Below are 19,946 nucleotides of genomic sequence, written 5' to 3'. Positions count from 1 at the left end.
AGGGAGGTCCGATAGCTATCGGATTAGAGGGGGCTATTTCCTATCTTTACTAAACAATATGCAATCAAATCTTCATCAATATAACAATAAATTTCAGGCGGCTTTGGCCGGGTTAAATCCCGAGCAATTGGCTGCCGTTAACAAAATGGATGGGCCGGTGCTGGTAGTAGCAGGGCCGGGTACAGGTAAAACGCAGATATTGGCCGCCCGTATAGGTAAAATATTAACCGATACCGATGCCCTGCCCAACGAAATTCTGTGCCTTACCTATACCGATGCGGGTGCGGTGGCTATGCGCAAACGCCTGTTTGAGTTCATCGGTCCCGATGCTTACCGCATCAATATATATACCTTTCATGCTTTTTGTAATGAGATCATCCAGGAAAACCTGGAATATTTTGGTAAGCTGAACCTGGAATCATTGTCCGATCTGGAATCGGCGATGTTATTCCGCGAACTGGTTGATGAGTTTGGCAACGATCATTTGCTCAAACGCTTTACCGGCGATATTTACTACGATACCAAGCGCCTCAAAGACCTGTTCTCGACCATGAAACGGGAAAACTGGGATGCCGATCTGATTGCCAAAGCGGTGCAGGAATATCTTGACGATATCCCTAACCGGGAAGAATTTGTATACAAACGGGCCAATGCCAAAACAGGCATCAAAGTTGGCGATCCTAAACAAAAAGATATTGATGCCGCTCATGAAACTATGAACAAATTGCTGGCAGCCGTAGGCGAATACAAAAACTACGATGCCAAAATGAAAGCCCGCGGCCGGTATGATTATGATGATATGATCATCTGGGTGCTCAGGGCTTTCCGCGATAATGAAGAGATTCTGCGTAAATACCAGGAGCGCTACCAGTATATTTTGGTCGATGAATTTCAGGATACCAGCGGTTCACAAAACGAGCTGTTGCGGTTTTTGTTGAGTTATTGGGACGTACCCAACGTATTTGTGGTGGGCGATGATGACCAGTCGATCTTTAAGTTCCAGGGCGCCAACATGAAAAACATCCTGGATTTTGCTACCGATTATGTAGATACCCTGCACACCGTAGTGCTTAAACATAATTACAGGTCCAATCAGCATATACTGGATATCTCCAGAGCCCTTATCAACAATAACTTTGAAAGATTGACTAGTCAGCTCAAGCTGGATAAAGATCTGCGTGCCTCGCACGGGCGTTTTGCCGAGCTAACTGTAGAGCCCGTGATCAACGAATATGAAAATCCCGACCAGGAGCTGGTAGATGTATCGGCACAGATCAAAGCGTTGATCGATAAAGGTGTACCTCCGGGCGAGGTGGCGGTGATCTATCGCAACCACAGCCAGGTAGAAGAAATGATCAAATATCTGGACGTCCAGAAGATAGCCGTAAATACCAAGCGCAAGATCGATATTCTGACCCAGCCTTTTGGCGAAAAGATCATCAACATTCTGCGGTACCTGGCTATGGAGCTGGATTCGTCATACAGCGGCGACGAACTGTTGTTCGAGATCATGCATTATGATTTCTTTAACATCGCCCCCATTGAAATTGCCAAGGCCAGCATCGCGGTTGCTAAAGAGAATTATGGCGCGGTAACAGGTAATAAGCCCAAAACCTCTATCCGTAGATACGTAAGCGAACTGCGGCCACCAGCACAAACCGATCTTTTTACGCCGGATAAATTTACCGCGATGAAGTATCTCATTAATGATATTGATGAGTTACTGCAATCGGCAGTGAGCAAAACGTTGCAGGCGCTTTTTCAGGATGTAATAGCCAAAATGGGTATCCTGCGGTACATTATGCAGCAAACGGACAAAGGCGGGCACATGCAAATGCTCACCAGCTTTTTTGATTTCCTGAAAGATGAAAGTCGCAAGAATCCCGAAATTAAACTCGATGAACTTATAGCCACCATCGAGCTGATGAAGAAGAACGGCATTAGGCTTGATCTGAACCAGGTGATCTTTTCTGATAATGGGGTTAATTTTTTAACCGCTCACGGCTCCAAAGGACTGGAATTTGAACATGTGTTTTTTATAGGCTGCGATAAACGTACCTGGGATGGCAAAGGCCGTAATACCGGTTTCAGTTACCCCGATACCTTAACCCAGGCTGCATCTGACGATATTGCACAAAAAGAAGAAGGCCGCCGCTTGTTTTATGTGGCTATAACCCGGGCCAAGCAACACCTGTATATCTCCTATGCCAATAAGGATAAAAAAGCCAAAGACCAGGAAGCAAGTCAGTTTGTGGGCGAGATACTGGCCAGCACCGCCTTGCAGGTACATTATCCAAAAGTGACTGAAGAAGCCATGCTGGGCTTTTACGTGACCCAGTTTAGCGAGGCCGAAAAACCAAAAGTGGAGCTACTGGATAAAAACTACATCAACATGCTGCTGCAAAACTATACGCTGTCTGTAACGCACCTGAGCAGTTACCTGGATTGCCCGCTGCGGTTCTATTTCCAGTGTCTGATCAGGGTGCCATCTGGCAAAAGTCCGTCGGCTACATTTGGGCAGGCAGTACACTGGGCGTTGAATAAAACGTATAAATTATTGAAAGATAATGATAACGAGTTTTTGTCGACCGAGCAGTTCATGAACGAGTTTCGCTGGTACATGGCCCGCAATAAAGATTCATTTACCAAGGATGAATATAAATTGCGTGTAGCCTACGGCGAAAAAATATTACCGGCCTACTACGAAAAGAATGTTGACAGTTGGAATAAGGTTGCCATCACCGAGCGCACCATCAAAAATATCGAAATAGGGGGTGTGCCTATCAAAGGTAATCTGGATAAAATGGAGTTTGATGGCAAGCACGTAACCGTAGTGGATTATAAAACGGGTAAGCTTAAAAATGCCAAGGATAAGCTGCTAAGGCCCACCAATGATTTCCCCAATGGCGGCGATTACTGGCGTCAGGGTGTGTTTTACAAAATACTGGTCGACCATGACCGCACCAATGATTGGGAAGTAGTAAGCACGGTATTTGATTTTGTGGAACCTGTAAGCGAAGGCGAATATCACAGTGAAAAATTTGTGATCACCCCGGATGATATGGACATAGTGACCGTACAGATCAAAGATACCTATGCCAAAATAATGGCCCACGATTTTAATACCGGCTGCGGCAAAAAAGAATGCGACTGGTGCCATTTTGTAAAAAGCAATTTTAAGCAGGTAGACGAAATGTTACAAACCGCAAGCGAGGAGGAAGAGGAATAATAGGTAAATTTAGAGCCGTGGGCCTTGTGCGATTCCCTCCCAACGGGAGGGGCAGGGAGGGGTTTATTGGTGATGCATGTCGCACAAACCCCTCCCTGCCATAACACAACCCATCGCACCCCTCCCGTGGGGAGGGAATTGAAGCTGCCAAATAGAATAAACAATAAAAAAACTACATGAAACACCTAAAACTATTTATCCTTCTCTTATTAACCCTCCCGGCCGCAGCCCAAACCATCATCAAACCTGATGCGGGCATTAAACAAATGGTGGATGAGGTATCTTCCAAAAATATAGAGGCGACTATTCGCAAACTGGTGACTTTTAAAAGCCGACATACCTTGAGTGATACTACCAGCAAAACAACTGGCAGCGGCGCAGCACGCAACTGGATCAAGGCCGAAATGGAAAAGTATGCTGCGGCTTCCGGCGGACGCATGACCGTTCAGTTCGATACGTTTACCCAGCCAAAAGGTACACGAATTGATCAGCCCGTGAAATTGAAAAATGTACTGGCCATATTAAAGGGAACGGATCCAACGGATACCCGGGTATACATTGTATCGGGCCATTATGATTCGCGCATTAATGATGTGATGGACGCCAATGGCGTTGAGCCGGGAGCTAATGACGATGCCTCGGGAACTGCCCTGTCTATGGAGCTGGCCCGGGTGATGGCTAAACGATCGTTCCCGTCTACTATTATTTTTGCTGCTGTAGTTGGTGAGGAGCAAGGCTTGTATGGATCGGCCAACCTGGCCAAACGCGCCAAAGCAGAGAATTGGAACGTAGATGCCATGCTGAATAACGATATTGTAGGCAACACCCATGGCATGGAAACCGACCTGAAAGATAATCGTAGCGTGCGTGTTTTTAGCGATGGCATACCCACTAATGCTACTGATAAACAGGTAGCCGCCCTGAAATCATTAGGCGGTGAAAATGATAGTCCCTCACGTGAACTGGCCCGTTATGCCAAAGAAACCGGAGAGCGCTATGTTGACCAGCTGGATGTAAAACTCATTTATAGGCGCGACCGGTACCTGCGCGGCGGCGATCACCTGCCTTTCCTGGAGCAGGGTTTTACCGCCGTTCGCTTCACTGAAATGAACGAAGATTTTAATCGTCAGCATCAAAACATCCGTGCCGAAAACGGTGTGGATTATGGTGACCTACCCGATTTTGTAGATTTTAACTATGTGCAAAAAGTGGCCCGCATGAATCTGTCGGTTCTGGCTAACCTGGCATTGGCTCCGGCCCGTCCGCAAAATGTAGGCATCATCACCACCGATCTTACCAATAAAACCAAACTAACCTGGGAGGCCCCGGCTACCGGCAAAAAACCGGCAGGCTACTATGTACTCATGCGCGAAACCACCAGTGCCTTTTGGGAACGCAAATTTTATGTAACCGATACCACCGCTACGCTAGCCTATTCAAAAGATAATTACTTTTTCGCCGTGCAAGCTGTTGATGCCGAAGGGCACGAGAGTTTGCCGGTATTTCCGAAACCGGTGAGGTAAGCCTTACCCCAACCCTCTCCAAAGGATAATGGTCTATAAGTAAGTGGAAGAAATAGATAATGGTAAAGAAATGGGGCTGTCACCCTGAGACCCGTCGAAGGGTAGAGCGCAGAGGCCTGCTCACCATGCTTCGACGAGGCTCAGCATGACATCCTTTTTTAATATGCAAATCAAAAGCCCTCTCCTGAAGGAGAGGGTTGGGTGAGGCAAATTTTTATTAGTTTTGTGATATGTATTTTTTCAGAAAGAAAGATCCTAACAGGCCCACAAACATTAATCTGCGCATTATGCACTTTATCAATGCGCTGGCTATTCTTATGTTTTTGGCTGGGATCATCTACAAGCTGATACAAGTGCTCATATTCAAAAAATGATGACAATAATAAACACCAATAACGCGCCGGCTCCTATAGGGCCTTATAGCCAGGCTACCGCAGCCGGAAATTTTGTATTTGTATCGGGCCAGATACCCCTTAACCCGGTTACCGGCGAATTGGTAACTACCGGTATTACCGATGAGGCGGTGATGGTGATGGAAAACATCAAAGCCATTTTAATTGAGGCTGGTATCGGTTTTGAGAACATTGTAAAAACCAGCATATTTTTAACCGATCTGGGCAATTTTGGCCAGGTGAACGAGGTATACGGAAAATATTTTACCGCCAATTTCCCGGCCCGCGAAACGGTACAGGTATCTGCATTACCCAAGGGTGTCAATGTAGAAATCTCGGTGATTGCTGTAAAGTAAGAGCCTCACCCCAGCCCTCTCCAAAGGAGAGGGAGTCAAAAATTAAATAATACGCATATAAAAGTCCTCTCCTTTGGAGAGGATTTAGGTGAGGCTTAACCTCTTATCTATGGATCCTTTTCAAACACCGCTTGTATATCTGAAAGGAGTGGGCCAGTCCCGCGCCGAGGTGTTGAAAAAGGAATTGGCGCTCGCCAACTTCGAGGATCTTCTGCGGCATTTCCCGTTCCGGTATATCGACCGTACCCGTTTCTATAAGATAAAGGATATCCAGGCCGACTTACCTTATGTGCAAGTGCTGGCCCGCATTGTAAACAAACAGGTGGTTGGTGAAAAGCATACCAAGCGTCTGGTAGTTATGGCTAAAGACGATACCGGTTTGCTGGAACTGGTATGGTTCAAGGGGGTCAACTGGATCGAAAAAACGATCGTTCCAGGACAAGTTTATGTTGTTTTTGGTAAGCCTGGTTTTTTTAACGGACAGGCCCAGATGGCTCATCCCGAAATGGAGGTGTACTCGCCGGGTGCGCAACGACAGGGTAATGCCAGCTTGCAACCGGTATATAACTCCACTGAAAAGCTCAAGCAGTTTCAGCTGGACAGTAAGGGCATCCAGAAGATCACCTCCACCTTGCTGGAGCTGCATGCCCGCGATATTCGCGAGAATTTGCCGCTATACATCATTCAAAAATTCAAACTCATCAGCAGGGCCGAGGCTTACCGCAATATCCATTTCCCGGCAGATGCGCGTTTGCTGAACGAAGCTATTTTGCGTTTAAAGTTCGAAGAACTGTTTTTGTTGCAGCTTAAATTATTGCGTAATAAGCTGCTGCATACTCAAAAATTCAAAGGCAATGTTTTTGGTACAGTGGGACATTATTTTAATGATTTCTATCATCATAAATTGCCTTTTGAACTTACCACGCCGCAAAAGCGGGTATTGAAAGAGATCCGGCAGGATACCCAGCGTGGCATACAGATGAACCGCTTGCTGCAAGGTGACGTGGGCAGTGGTAAAACCGTGGTAGCCCTCATGAGCATGCTGATAGCGGTTGATAACGGCTTCCAAACCTGTATTATGGCGCCTACTGAAATTTTGGCCACGCAGCATTATCAAACCGTAAAAAATTTGGTTGGCGACGATTTTATTGAAGTGGCACTGCTTACCGGCTCCACCAAACAAAAAGATCGTAAAATATTACACGAAAGACTGGAAAGCGGCGATCTCAAAATACTCATCGGCACGCACGCGCTCATCGAGGATAAGGTACAGTTCAAAAACCTGGGCTTTGTGGTGATTGATGAGCAGCACCGTTTTGGCGTAGAGCAAAGGGCCAAGCTATGGCGCAAAAATATAATACCGCCACATGTACTGGTGATGACCGCCACGCCTATTCCGCGTACCTTGGCCATGACCTTATATGGCGATCTTGATGTATCGGTGATTGACGAATTACCGGCTGGCCGTAAACCTATCCAAACGCTTCATTTTTATGAAAATCAGCGCCTGCGGGTATTTGGTTTTATGAAAAGGGAGATAGCCCTGGGCCGGCAGATTTACGTAGTATACCCGCTGATACAGGAAAGTGAAAAACTCGATCTGAAAAATCTGGAGGATGGCATCGAGGTCATGTCGCGAGAGTTTCCGCTGCCCGATTACCGGGTAAGTATTGTACACGGCAAAATGAAGCCGGTAGACAAGGAATTTGAAATGCAGCGTTTTATTAAAGGTCAAACACAGATCATGGTAGCCACTACAGTGATTGAGGTGGGGGTTAACGTACCCAATGCCTCGGTCATGATCATTGAAAATGCCGAGCGGTTTGGTCTTTCGCAGTTGCACCAGCTGCGTGGCAGGGTAGGGCGCGGAGCCGAGCAGTCCTATTGTATTTTGATGAGCAGCCATAAGTTGAGCCACGATGGCAAGATCAGGCTGGATACGATGGTAAAAACCAATAACGGATTTGAAATTTCCGAGATCGACCTGCAGCTGCGCGGGCCCGGCAACCTGGAAGGTACCCAGCAAAGCGGCGTGCTCGACTTGAAAGTAGCAAACCTGGCCACAGACCAGGAACTGCTGATCAAAGTGCGTAAAACCGTTGAACAGATCTTTGAAAAAGATCCGCAACTGGCCCTTCCCGAAAACCAGGTGCTGCACCACGCCTTCGAAACAAAAAACGCGGGATTGAGCTGGGATAAGATCTCGTGATATAGCGATGATAACTTGCGCTCGTTTGCAACCTCAAGTGTTGGGAAGAAGAAAAAGTTGTCATTTCGAACGAGGTACGAGGAGAAATCTTATACGTCGAGATAAGCAAATCGTATAAAATTTCTCTTCGCCCTCGTGCCCAGACCTCAGCTTCTGCTCATCGAAATGACAGCGTTTGGTATAAATTTATGTCTTCCCAACACTTAAGGTTTGCAACGAGTGCTTAACCTGGGTTTGCGTTTAAAACGCAATGGCGATGCAATCGCCGCGCCACATTAAGCACTCGTTGCAAACGAGCGCAATGGCGGAAGAGTAAAAAAGAAAAGGGTCGTGCGAATCCCCCCTTGAGAGGTACTCCGTAGGAGTAAAAGCTTTGTAGTAACCAGCGAATAAGTATTTAGCATGCCGTAGGTATGCAACTTGAGTGTAGTACCTACGGCACTGGTTTTGAAACTGTAATTTTTCTACAAAGCTTTGACCCCGATGGGGTTTGGAAATGTAACCGCAGAATGATATTCCGTATACTCCTTTTTCCTGTAAAATATTACATTTGTTAAAACTGATCTTAATATCACATGAAGAAACTTTCCCTATCCCTGGCTGTGCTTTTTACAGCTTCTCTGCTCCACGCGCAGGACTCCTTAACTATCCGCAAAATTTATGACGAGGCCCTGGTAAACGGCAAGGCTTATGAAAACCTGCGTTACCTGTGTAAAAACATCGGTGGCCGTTTAAGCGGATCGGCCAATGCGCAAAAAGCGGTGGAGTGGAGCAAGAAATTGATGGAAAGTTATGGCTTTGATAAAGTTTATCTGCAGGAGGTAATGGTACCCCATTGGGTTCGTGGTGAAAAGGAAACCGCGTTTATTATTGATGGTAAAACCCGTATACCAGTGCCCATTGCTGCCTTAGGTATGACGGTGGCCACCCCGGCAGCAGGTATCACTGCAAATGTGATTGAAGTACACAGTTTAAAAGAGTTGGAAACTTTGGGCGAAAACGTGATCAAAGGGAAAATCGTTTTTTTTAACCGCGCGTTCGATCCCCGCTTTATCGAAACCGGGCATGCTTATGGTATGGCTGGCGATCAGCGTTTTATGGGCCCTGCTGTAGCGGCCAAATATGGCGCTGTTGGGGTTATTGTAAGGTCGCTAACTGAAAGTATCGATGATTATCCTCATACCGGCGCTACTTTGTCTGGTCCGGGTACGCAGCAGATCCCTGCAGCAGCCATATCAACCAAGGCAGCCAATAAATTGAGCAATATGCTGCGTTTACGCAAGCTACCGCTAATAAAATTTTACTTTAAACAAAGTTGTCAGTTGCTACCCGATGTACTATCCTACAACGTGATCGGCGAGTTAACCGGCACCGAAAATCCTAATAAATTTATCAGCGTGGGTGGTCACCTGGATTCATGGGACCTGGCCGAAGGGGCTCATGACGACGGCACAGGTGTAATGCAATCGGCCGAGGTGCTGCGCCTGTTTAAAGCGACAGGTTACCGCCCTAAAAACTCCATACGCGCCGTATTTTTCATGAACGAGGAGAATGGCCATAAAGGTGGCACCAAATACGCCGAACTGGCTGCGCAGAATAAAGAACAGCATATTGCGGCCATAGAAACTGACGAAGGTGGTTTTACACCACGTGGGTTTAGTTTCGACGGGGTATCCAAAGATTTTATTAAAAACATCAACGATAAGTATAAAGCTATACTGGAACCCTACGAGGTTGATAAACTAACCATTGGCGGTAGTGGTACGGATATTGAACCGATGAAAGAAAAACTGCCGGGCGTAGTACTGATCGGCTACCGCCCCGATTCTCAGCGTTATTTTGATATTCACCACACGCCAAATGACGTATTTGAAAACGTGAACAAACGCGAACTGGAATTGGGCGCCGCTGGAATGGCCGCGTTTATTTACCTGATAGATCAGCATGGGTTGTAGATGTGCAAATGTGCGGATATGTAGATGTGCAGATTTCAAATATGCAGATGTGCGAATTCCGGATGTGCAGATGGTTTGAGTGATCAAATAGTGTAAGAGTTTTGTAGAGACGCATCACATGCGCCTCTTTTTTTCCCGCCGCCTGTGTCCTCACAGGCGGCTTTTTATTGCGGCTCGCGTTAAGGATAGTAGCGGATACCGGCCTTGTGGCTAAGGCCCCGCGCAGTATGAGCGGATAGCCTGACCCGACGGCAGGAGGGGAACGCCCCGGGAAATAAACCCCGCGAGTCTGAGCCTGTCAAAGACTCGTGCGCAAAGACCCACCCATCATGCTTCGACGGAGCTCAGCATGAGATCCCCACCAATAATTACCCTTATTTGTCCAATAAAAAATAGGTCATCGTATTGAATATTCCCAGAATGGTATTGTAAATTTGCAGTACATCTAAAACAACACAGTGGCCGAAGAAGGAGATAGTAAACCCCAGAAAACAGATTCCTTTGCAGCATTGCGATACAAAGATTTCAGATCTTACATTGGCATGCGCTTTTGTTTCACCCTCGCGTACCAAATGCAAACCGTTGTGCTTGGTTTCTACATTTATCAGTTAACACATAGCAAAATGGCGCTGGCCTATATTGGTTTGAGCGAGGCCATACCAGCGGTAGGTATAGCGCTTTACGGCGGCTATATTGCCGATAAGTATGAGAAGCGTAAAATGCTGCTTATATTATTCGCAGGCGTATTTTTATCGTCACTGGTGATATTTATAGCCACACTCCGGAGCATGGCTCCGCATTTGAGCATCACCATGATCCTGGTAATTATTTATGCCATGATATTTTGTAATGGCTTGGCGAGAGCTTTTTATGGGCCGGCCACATTTACTATTTACGCGCAAAGTATCCCCAAATCCTTATACCCTAACGGGAGTACCTGGAGCAGTTCAAGCTGGCAAATAGCTTCCATTGTAGGGCCGCTCATGGGTGGGTTTATATATGGTTTTGCCGGTCATATTATTCCGGGATTGGCAGGCATTACGGCAACCATGGGTTTAACGCTATTTTTTATGCTGATATCACTTGTTTTGGTGTATATGCTGCGTTCTTATCCGCCGGTGTTTGTGAAAAAGGAAGATATATGGATAAGCCTGCGGGCGGGGCTACAATTTGTATTTACCAATAAGATCATGTTTTATGCCATGAGTCTTGATCTTTTCTCGGTGTTTTTTGGTGGTGTAGTGGCCTTGTTGCCCGTTTACGCCTTGGATATATTAAAGGTTGGTTCCGAAGGGTTGGGTATTATGCGTATGGCTTCGTCATTTGGCGCGGCGCTTACCATGATCATCATGATCCGTTTTTCGCCCATGAATAAACCGTGGCGTAACCTGCTGATAGCCGTGGCCGGGTTTGGCTTATGTATTATTGGTTTTGGCTTGTCGACCATATTTTATGTATCGCTGGTATTCTTGTTTTTGCAGGGGGCTTTTGATAGCGTAAGTGTGATCATCCGGGGCACATTAATGCAATTGCTAACACCCGATCATATGCGCGGCCGGGTTTCGGCAGTAAATTCCATGTTCATAGGCTCATCTAACGAGATCGGTGATTTTGAATCGGGTGTGGCAGCCAGGTTACTGGGTACCATACCGGCCGTGCTTTTTGGAGGTACCATGACCATGCTTATTGTTGGCTTAACTTTTCTGAAAACCAAAAAACTCATTCCGCTATCGCTCAGTGAAATACATCCGCCGGAAGTGGAGGTAAAAACTGAAGTGTAAGACCTCACCCGGCCCTCTCCAAAGGAGAGGGTTCTGAAATTTATAGTTTAAGTCCTTTTCTTTAAGTAAGATTGAAGTATGGCTTTCTGAAGTTAAATCTGTGATGTAACAGATATGTGTCGGCCGCGTCTTAGTTATTATCAATTGAACTTTATAACTTAGATTTTTTAGGACTGACATTTAAAAAACAATTTATGAGAATCACAAAATGGGCTTTGGCGGCTATCCCTGTCGCCATATTAGCGTCATGCGGCCAAAAAAAGGAATCGTCATCGACAGATGATGTTCCAAAACGCACCGTATTTTTTGATAAAACCGGTATGGATACCACGGTAAAACCTGGCGACAATTTTTATTTGTACGCCAGCGGCGCCTGGGTAAAGAAAACTGAGATCCCGGCGTCGCAACGTGGCTGGGGGTCGTTTTATACCCTGTATGACGATAATCAGAAAAATCTGCACAAAATACTGGAGGAAATTACCAAACAGGATAACCCTGCAGGCAGCAAGGAGCAAAAGGTGGCCGATCTGTATACCAGTGGTATGGATACTGTAGGTATCGAAAAGCTGGGTTATGAACCCGTAAAACCTGTACTGGCAAAAATTGCCGCGGTAAAGGATTATAAAGGGCTGGTAAGCCTGGCTGCCGATAGCTACAAAGAAGGCGGCGGTTTTTTGCTGGGATTTTATGTATCGCCTGATGATCGTATCAGTAATCAGAACATTGCCCATTTTGACCAGGCTGGCCTGGGCTTGCCTAACCGCGATTATTATTTCAACAGCGATTCGGCTACGGTTAAAATACGTGCTGCGTATGTAAAATATATAACTAAGTTATTCACCCTAACCGGTGTTGACGGAGCTACAGCTACCAAAAAGGCCGAGGGTATTTTAAAACTGGAAACGCTGATAGCCAAATCGCACCTGACACCAACCGAACTGCGCGACCCCGTGAAGAATTACAACAAGTTCGCCGTTGCCGATTTGCAAAAACAGATTCCGGACATTGATCTGAAAGATGCTTTTAAACGGATGGAGCTAAATACGGATACCGTTTTGGTGGGTCAGCCGGCTTATTTTAAAGCATTGGATGGTCTGTTAAAATCTGAACCAATTGAGGTTTGGAAAGATAAAGCCACTTTTACGGCTTTGGATAATGCCTCCACCGCATTAAGTAAAGCTTTCAGAGATGCCAACTTTGAATTTAACGGTAAAACCCTGAGTGGTAAAAAACAAGAACAGGAGCGCTGGAAAACCGTTATTGAAACGGTTGATGGTGGTATAGGAGAGCTGCTGGGACAGCTTTACGTAGAGAAATATTTTACGCCGGATGCCAAACAGCGCATGCTTGCCCTGGTAAACAACCTGCAAGCGGTATATAAAGACCGCATTGAAAAGCTGGATTGGATGAGCCCCGAAACCAAGGCTAAAGCCCTGGCTAAACTGGCCGCTTTTACCAAGAAGATCGGTTACCCGGATAAATGGAAAACTTATGATGATGTACAGATCAGCAAGGATGCCTATTACAAAAACCAGGAATCTATTGCCCGTCACCACTATAATGAGATGATTAAAAAGGCAGGCAAACCGGTTGACAAAACCGAATGGGGTATGACTCCTCCAACGGTTAACGCTTATTATAACCCTACCTTTAACGAGATTGTTTTCCCGGCGGGTATTTTACAGTTTCCTTTCTTTGATAAGGATGCTGATGATGCCATTAACTATGGTGCTATAGGCGCGGTTATCGGTCACGAAATGACGCATGGTTTTGACGATCAGGGTCGCCAGTATGATAAAGATGGTAACCTGAAAGACTGGTGGACAAAAGCCGATGCCGACAAATTTAAAAGCCGTGTAGGCCTGATGATTGAGCAGTACAACAAATTTACGGTATTGAACAATCTGCACGTAAACGGCAGCCTTACCCAAGGCGAAAACCTGGCCGATATTGGTGGTTTGGCTATCGCTTACGAAGCATTCAAGAGAACAGAACAGGGTAAAGGTGACGCCAAGATCGATGGCTTTACACCAGATCAGCGTTTCTTCCTGTCGTTTGCCCAGGTATGGCGCATCAAAACCCGCGACGAAACCATGCGAATGCGTATCAGTGTCGATCCGCATTCGCCAGAAATGTATCGTGTGAATGGGCCGCTGTCAAACACCCCGGCATTTTACAAAGCATTTGACATCAAACCCGGCGACAAACTTTATCGCCCCGAAAATGAGCGTGTAAAAGTTTGGTAAGATATAATAATTGCCTGCGAGAATACGGGCGATAAAAAATAAAAAAAGCCACCTGATTTTGGGTGGCTTTTTTATTTATGGTAACTCGTTGGCCGGTAATTGATTGTGATTATGTGTGATATTATTATGATTATATTATTGTTAAATAATGTAATTTATGTCTTTATAGATAGTGTTATTATTGTATGTTTGCGCCAAAATCAAATATTAAATTTTATCACTTTTTATGAAAAAATTTTTATTCTTAATCCCTTTAGTGGGTATGCTATGGTCATGCTCTAAACAAAGCCAGGTTAAACCGGGGCAGGCCGAATCTCCATCCACACCAAACAAATTACAAACCAAATCAGCTGTAGATCATGTATGGGACGTATTGGGTTTTGGTTATGATGTAACCGGCGAATACGGAAACTCAAGCGCAACAACATTCCAGGTAATTGATATTGCCAAGCTTAAGGCTGCTGATGCATCGCGGGTTGTAACGCAATTGAATACTACCAGGAACGCGGTATTCTCTTACGGCGAAAACGCGCAGGCTTACTCTTCAGACCTGTCGGCCCATTTAACTGCTACAACAGGTTTTGCAGTATTTAAAGGTTCTATTACAGCAGCTTACTCTAATTCAAACTCTTTTAGCTCCAAATATATTTATGGTAGCTATAGCTTGTTAATGCAACAGAAAGAATTGAAATTTAACGCTACTCCTGCTTTATTGCAAAGCTATTTAATGCCAAGCTTTGTGCAGGACGCCGCCGCGCTTACGCCTCAGCAATTGGTAGCCCAATACGGTGCGTTTGTACTTTCGGACATTATGCTGGGTGCAAAACTGGAAGTTACTTATCAATCAGAAACTAAATCTTCTGACCGCAAAAGTGCTGCTTCTGCCGGTTTAGATGAAAAAATAAGCTTATTATTTTCATTAAAAACGGATATCAACACCAACCACGCACAAAGCAGCTCCAACTACAATCAGTACTTACATTATATCACTCATGGCGGCGATCCTACTAAAGAAATTGTTGGTACAGTAGCCTTTAACCAGGTGGTACCGGTAATTGATTACAGCGCATGGCAAAACAGCACCAACTTTGACAATGCTGAACTGATTGACATTAAAAAAGATGGATTAATACCTATTTACGCATTAATTGCCGATCCGGCTAAATCCGCAGCTGTTAAAGCTTATGTTGACCAATATTTAAAAGATCACCAGGTTAATATTACTCCTGCGCCCCCATCACTGCCCGAAGGACAATTTACTCGTAACGACAATACCGGCCAGGTGTATATTGTAATGGACGGCGCGCTGCGCTATATCCCAAATCAGGACGTACTTAACGGCTTATTTGAGTTTAATACCTCACTGATGGTTCATTACAGCGCTGCCGACTTAAGTAAATATGCCATGGGCGAAACTATATCGCCAGATAACGGCATTATTAATGATACCCAAACCGGTAAAGTATACTTCAGGGAGCGTTCTTACATTCGTTACATCCCTAACCTGCAGGTAAAGGCCCTTTACCACTTTAACTTTAAACCGTTAAGAAACGTAAACGGCATAAGCGCTTACGTAGTTGGTCCGGATATGTAATTGATGATATTGATATAGACGTATCACATACGTCTGATAAAAAATGCCACCTGGTTTCGGGTGGCATTTTTTATTTATTGGTAACGTTATGCCGAACTTGTTTCAGCATCCCTCGAGCAAAGTAAGGAGCGAGCAAGCTAACTGTCCTGTGGGATCCTGAAACAAGTTCAGGATGACTTTGCTTTTTGCTTTCAGCCTTAGGCTTTCTGCTTTAAGCCAATACGCTTTCCACCCAGGCTTTGCCCCAGTTATCCAGTTCATCGGCAGTCCATAACGTTGGATAAAATATGCGTTTCTGGAAACGGGGAGGCAGGTATTTTTGCCAGTTGGTGCCACCGGTGGCTTTGATCTCCTCGGGTTCACGGTTCAGATAACGTACCGCCGATTTATAGTGAGATAACGGCCAGTTGATATTTACGTTTACATCCAATTGTTTAAGCTCCTGCTTTAGTTCGGGCGGCAATTGTCCGGCGGTTTCAAACTGGCGAGCCAGAGCGTTAAAATTATGGTTAACACTGGCTTTGCCTAACTCAATAAATGTTTTGGAATATTTTTTCTCGAACTGTTTTAGGGTAAGTGTTTTTTTGCCGGTAGATAATTCGGTAGCGCCAAATTTCCAGTACAGGTACTCAAACTGGTCTTCGATAGTGGCCGTACTCAGTTCCTGGCGTTTATCCTTGTCAACCAGGTTGATAAAGTCGGTGGCATATATCTCGATCATGCGGTACTGGCCCGACTGGAATCCGCTGGCCGGCAGCAATGACATCCGGAATTGCAGGAACTGTTCCTTCTCCATCCCGTCGACCATGATCTCGAAGGATTGAGTCAAGGCGCCGAAATACCGGTTGATGCGCTTTAATCGTGCTGTAAAAAACTCCACCGTAAGTGGTTGTGCTTCGGCAATTTGCCGGCATTCATGCAGGGCCAGTTTAAAATACAATTCGGTAATCTGGTGATACATGATAAATATCTCCTCGTCGGGAAATGGTGTTTTAGGACTTTGCAGGCTCAGGAGCGTATCCAGGTGGATATAATCCCAGTAGGTTAAAAAATCGGCGTGTAGTAAACCATCGAGATAGGAGGTCATGTCCTGCCCCATGGCTTCATATTTTTCCTGCAAACGTGCCAGGCGATCTTCAATTTCTGGATGGAAATGCATCATCAAAGGTAATAAAAATGAGATACCGGCAAATTGATGTGATATCTGTAAAAAACGGAAACATTTTTAAAATGTAAATGTCTTTATAGGTGTCTGGATTAGAATTTTCAGAATTTAAGGATTTTCAGAATTGTACTTCATGATTCTGTTAATTTTAAAATTCTGTAAATTCTGATCAAAAACATTAACCCTCATGAAGATCAGTAAAATACTAATAGGTATTGACGATAGCGCTTATGCGCGCAATGCCGCCGCTTATGGCTTTGATATGGCCCGTGATTATAAAGCCTCCGTGGGGTTGGTACACATCATCGAGCCAATTGCAATACCCTCAACACCTGCTGATAATTTAACAGGGATACCCATGGATAGCACATTCGGCATCCAGGAGGTGGAATTAAGTGAGGTGCAAACTAATCAGACAGAAGCGCTTATAAACAGCACCATCAAAGAGTTTGGCGATGGACTGGAGATAACAGCTTTTAAACAATACGGCTCCCGCGCTGAGGGGATCATTGATTGCTGCAAAGAGTTTAATGCCGATATGATTATAATAGGCACACACAAACGCTCGGGCTTTGACCGCCTGCTCATTGGCAGTGTAGCCGAGCACGTGGTACGTCATTCGGCAGTTCCTGTGCTTGTGGTACCCTTTGCGGAATAGTTAGGGTTCTTGTGGCCGGAATCAGTCATTAAAAGTGTTTCCCGAACCTCGCAACACGATCCTCGATCCTAATAAAGTAACCTGAATTTAATAGTATGTTCAATAGCTTTTAGCTCGTTGAGTACCTGCGGATCATAGCCGGTATTAACATCGGTAATTACATAACCTATCTGGGGGTTGGTCACCAAAAATTCGCCTACTATATTGATATTGTGGCGGGCAAATACTTCGTTGATCTTGGCCAGTATACCCGGTATATTTTTGTGGATGTGTATTAGTCGGTGAGCATTGTTGACCCGTGGCGGTTGCAGATCGGGGAAGTTACAGCTGGTATGTGTTTTGCCCTCGTTCATAAAAGCCATTACCCGGCGGGGTATAAAATCGTTATTGTGAGGATTATGCTTCGGATCATCAAAAATGATGATACCGCTTTCGGTGGCCGCATCCGCCAACTTACGGTTGCATTTACCAAAAATACCGATAACTTTTAATCTGCCCGCGTTCTGAACCTGCTCGGGAGTAGGCTGATTAGCTTGGTCGCAAAACAAAACACCGGCTTCTTCCAGGTATTTTTCTTCAACGCTTTCGCGGTGGCGCAGGTTGTAACCCTCTTTTTTCATCTGCGCCAGCGCGTCATCATCCACATTACCAACAATGAGGCATTTGATGCGGTTTTTAGGGTACGATATGGCGCGTGGTAATTTATTGAGGTATAAAAACTCGTCGAAGCTGGGCGTTATATGATCTGCTTTTTCGGCTACCGATTTACGCTCGATATTCTCGGTAAAGGCGAAGAATTTTTTGATCATGCCCGACTCCTTCAGCTGGAAATCGGAATAGCCATCGCCAATGCCATAAATATCACCGGGTAGTTGCAGTTCTTTCAGTAATTTAACCTTGCCGCCTTCCTGAGATAGGGGATTTTCGCGGTCGTAACCGATGATCTTGCCATCTTCGTCAAATACAAAAGTATTGGCGTAGATGTTTTCTTTTTTGATATGGTATTCGGTAACTACCGGGGTAATAAATTCTTTGAAACCACCTGATACAATGAGTACTTCATCCTGGTGATTTTTAAAGAAAATAGTATTGCGCGAAAATGAAGTGGATACTTTTTTCTTAAGATGACTGATCAGCTGCTTTAAATGATCGCGGTTGGCCTCTAACAGTTTAACCCGGTTTTCGAGACTCTGCGTGAAGGATAACCTGCCTTCCATCGAAGCGTTGGTGAGGTCTTCTATCTGCTGATAAATAGCTTCCCGGTTTGGGTGGTTTTTGAGGGAAATGCGGGCCAGTTCGTCAAGGGCCTCAACCTGTGTAAACGTGCTGTCGAAATCAATAATAAAGTACTGCTCCATCTTGGGTGCAAATGTGCGAAAAAAAATGCTGATGATGTAAGGTAATAATATATTGATTCTATAGAATTAATATACCCTGCCAGGTAGAATCGTCTTCGATATAAAAATAATTATGTCATTGCTGTATTTCTATGAAACACGCAAAAGGTTTTGATAAGGTATTTGGTTTTTAATGACAGCAAAGATTCGGTGTATGATTTTGTTTCTTACGGCATTTAAGACAGACATTTTATTTTTCCCACCGGCTACCTTTCTTTGAAAGTATTCACCAAGGTCATTCTTCAAGCGTATTGCACTCATAGCAGCCAGATGCAATACGCTTTTAATGGCTTTATCGGCATATACAGACACCTTACTTCTACCTCTTATGGAAGTGCCGGATTGATGGTCAAACGGAACTACACCACTGTAACAGGCCATTTTGCGAGGCTCTGTGATTGTTGTAAAGCCCGCTGTTTTAGCTAACATCATCCAGCTTAGTACCTTTCCTACACCAGGGACAGAGCGTATCAAAGCCGCTTGCTTAGCTAATTGCTCATCTGTATGAATAAGGTCTTGAATAGCGGACTCGATCAGTTTTATCTGTTCATTAGCTAAGTCTGCCATTTTTTTATTCATTACCGATAGTGTTTTGTTCAGGCCCGTTTTTTTCATCCTTGGATAATCGGTCTTTTGACTAAGCAATTGACGTTTTACTTTCATCCGGTAGGATCTTTCTGCTAACAGTATTTTCATTTTTTCAATGCTAACCGGAGAAGGCTTCCATTGATGCAGCTCACGATGATGTTTCTCCATAAAAAGGGCGATACGTAAGGCATCAGCCTTATCACTTTTACCGCGAACTAAACCGATGCTTTTTTTAATATGTAATGGAGACACTACGAATACCCTGTGCTGGTGTAACTGGGCTAAAGCCTCATACAAAGGCCAGTTATAACGGCCTGTATTCTCCATAGCTATCAGCAACTCATGTTTTTGATAAGAGCGAAAGAAACCAAGAATAGCTTTTACTTCATTCTTAATAATAAAGGTTTGATTTTGGTTGTCTTTACGGATACAGATATCCAAGGTAAGATTACTAATGTCGATACCAACAATTGTTTGATTTTGCATAAGTTTGTAATGAAAGTTAACGATTGAGATCATCAACATTGCTCAACTCCTTAATAATGGGTCTTCAGCCCGAATTTCTATCTGAGCATATTGATGAAAAGGAAGCAGGGTCTTAATCGCAATGTGAGTCACTAACCCGGAGCGAAGCATAGTTTACCCTGCTTCTTTCTCAATCAAATAATTCAATATAATAATTATGCTAATCTAAAGGAGCGCAGCGTGGCAATCTCCTCCGCTCGAATATTGAACGCTATGAGATTGCTTCGTCGTTCCTCCTCGCAATGACATAGAGGAAAGAAATTTGCCCATCAAAACGCTCCCCCTTTAGGGGGCTGGGGGGCTTGGGGAAAAATGTCCTATACGTGTC

General features: G+C 44.8%; 13 protein-coding genes. 10 read left to right on the top strand and 3 right to left on the bottom strand.

Annotated features, from left to right (window positions below; genetic code table 11):
* Positions 1 to 58: 58 nt before the first annotated feature.
* From ACTJKG_RS20725 to ACTJKG_RS20685, 9 genes are all read left to right on the top strand, one after another.
* A complete protein-coding gene (locus ACTJKG_RS20725) occupies positions 59 to 3,229 on the top strand; it encodes an ATP-dependent helicase (RefSeq protein ID WP_440740309.1) in 3,171 nt (1,056 codons plus the stop codon).
* A 176-nt stretch (positions 3,230 to 3,405) separates the two neighbouring features.
* Positions 3,406 to 4,752: a M28 family metallopeptidase gene (locus ACTJKG_RS20720; protein ID WP_440740308.1), complete on the top strand. Its 1,347-nt coding sequence runs from the start codon at positions 3,406 to 3,408 to the stop codon at positions 4,750 to 4,752.
* 230 nt (positions 4,753 to 4,982) lie between these two features.
* Positions 4,983 to 5,126: a DUF6728 family protein gene (locus ACTJKG_RS20715; protein ID WP_371742448.1), complete on the top strand. Its 144-nt coding sequence runs from the start codon at positions 4,983 to 4,985 to the stop codon at positions 5,124 to 5,126.
* The gene (locus ACTJKG_RS20710; RefSeq protein WP_172335350.1) at positions 5,123 to 5,500 is read left to right on the top strand and encodes a RidA family protein; all 378 of its coding nucleotides are present in this window, start codon (positions 5,123 to 5,125) and stop codon (positions 5,498 to 5,500) included. Before ACTJKG_RS20715 ends, ACTJKG_RS20710 begins: the two co-directional genes overlap by 4 nt.
* Before the next feature lie 109 nt (positions 5,501 to 5,609).
* Positions 5,610 to 7,709 (top strand): ATP-dependent DNA helicase RecG, encoded by a 2,100-nt coding sequence (gene recG / locus ACTJKG_RS20705; RefSeq protein WP_440740307.1) that lies wholly within the window; start codon positions 5,610 to 5,612, stop codon positions 7,707 to 7,709.
* 575 nt (positions 7,710 to 8,284) lie between these two features.
* A complete protein-coding gene (locus tag ACTJKG_RS20700) occupies positions 8,285 to 9,664 on the top strand; it encodes a M20/M25/M40 family metallo-hydrolase (RefSeq protein ID WP_172335348.1) in 1,380 nt (459 codons plus the stop codon).
* A 458-nt stretch (positions 9,665 to 10,122) separates the two neighbouring features.
* Positions 10,123 to 11,445: an MFS transporter gene (locus ACTJKG_RS20695; RefSeq protein WP_371742447.1), complete on the top strand. Its 1,323-nt coding sequence runs from the start codon at positions 10,123 to 10,125 to the stop codon at positions 11,443 to 11,445.
* A 194-nt stretch (positions 11,446 to 11,639) separates the two neighbouring features.
* Positions 11,640 to 13,691 (top strand): M13 family metallopeptidase, encoded by a 2,052-nt coding sequence (locus ACTJKG_RS20690; RefSeq protein WP_440740306.1) that lies wholly within the window; start codon positions 11,640 to 11,642, stop codon positions 13,689 to 13,691.
* 226 nt (positions 13,692 to 13,917) lie between these two features.
* Positions 13,918 to 15,285: an MAC/perforin domain-containing protein gene (locus ACTJKG_RS20685; protein ID WP_440740305.1), complete on the top strand. Its 1,368-nt coding sequence runs from the start codon at positions 13,918 to 13,920 to the stop codon at positions 15,283 to 15,285.
* A 211-nt stretch (positions 15,286 to 15,496) separates the two neighbouring features.
* Here ACTJKG_RS20685 and ACTJKG_RS20680 read toward each other — a convergent pair whose 3' ends face one another.
* Positions 15,497 to 16,447 (bottom strand): tryptophan 2,3-dioxygenase family protein, encoded by a 951-nt coding sequence (locus tag ACTJKG_RS20680; RefSeq protein ID WP_253952224.1) that lies wholly within the window; start codon positions 16,445 to 16,447, stop codon positions 15,497 to 15,499.
* Positions 16,448 to 16,637: 190 nt separating this feature from the next.
* On the opposite strand from ACTJKG_RS20680, the gene ACTJKG_RS20675 reads away from it, so the two are divergent.
* Positions 16,638 to 17,108 carry a universal stress protein gene (locus ACTJKG_RS20675; protein ID WP_172335345.1) on the top strand — a complete coding sequence of 157 codons (471 nt, stop codon included), beginning with the start codon at positions 16,638 to 16,640 and terminating at the stop codon, positions 17,106 to 17,108.
* A gap of 68 nt (positions 17,109 to 17,176) precedes the next feature.
* Here the strand turns inward: ACTJKG_RS20675 and ACTJKG_RS20670 are convergent, their stop codons facing one another.
* Together ACTJKG_RS20670 and ACTJKG_RS20665 are read right to left on the bottom strand one after the other, a co-directional pair.
* Entirely contained in the window at positions 17,177 to 18,466 is a 1,290-nt protein-coding gene (locus ACTJKG_RS20670) for an HAD-IB family phosphatase (RefSeq protein WP_172335344.1), read from the bottom strand.
* Between the two features lie 129 nt (positions 18,467 to 18,595).
* Positions 18,596 to 19,579 (bottom strand): IS110 family transposase, encoded by a 984-nt coding sequence (locus ACTJKG_RS20665; RefSeq protein ID WP_440740304.1) that lies wholly within the window; start codon positions 19,577 to 19,579, stop codon positions 18,596 to 18,598.
* Positions 19,580 to 19,946 lie beyond the last annotated feature (367 nt).

This window comes from Mucilaginibacter sp. 22184, from assembly GCF_052045695.1.
Lineage (GTDB): Bacteria > Bacteroidota > Bacteroidia > Sphingobacteriales > Sphingobacteriaceae > Mucilaginibacter.
Note: the sequence above shows the minus strand (reverse complement) of the source record. Positions and strands in the feature narration are given on the sequence as shown.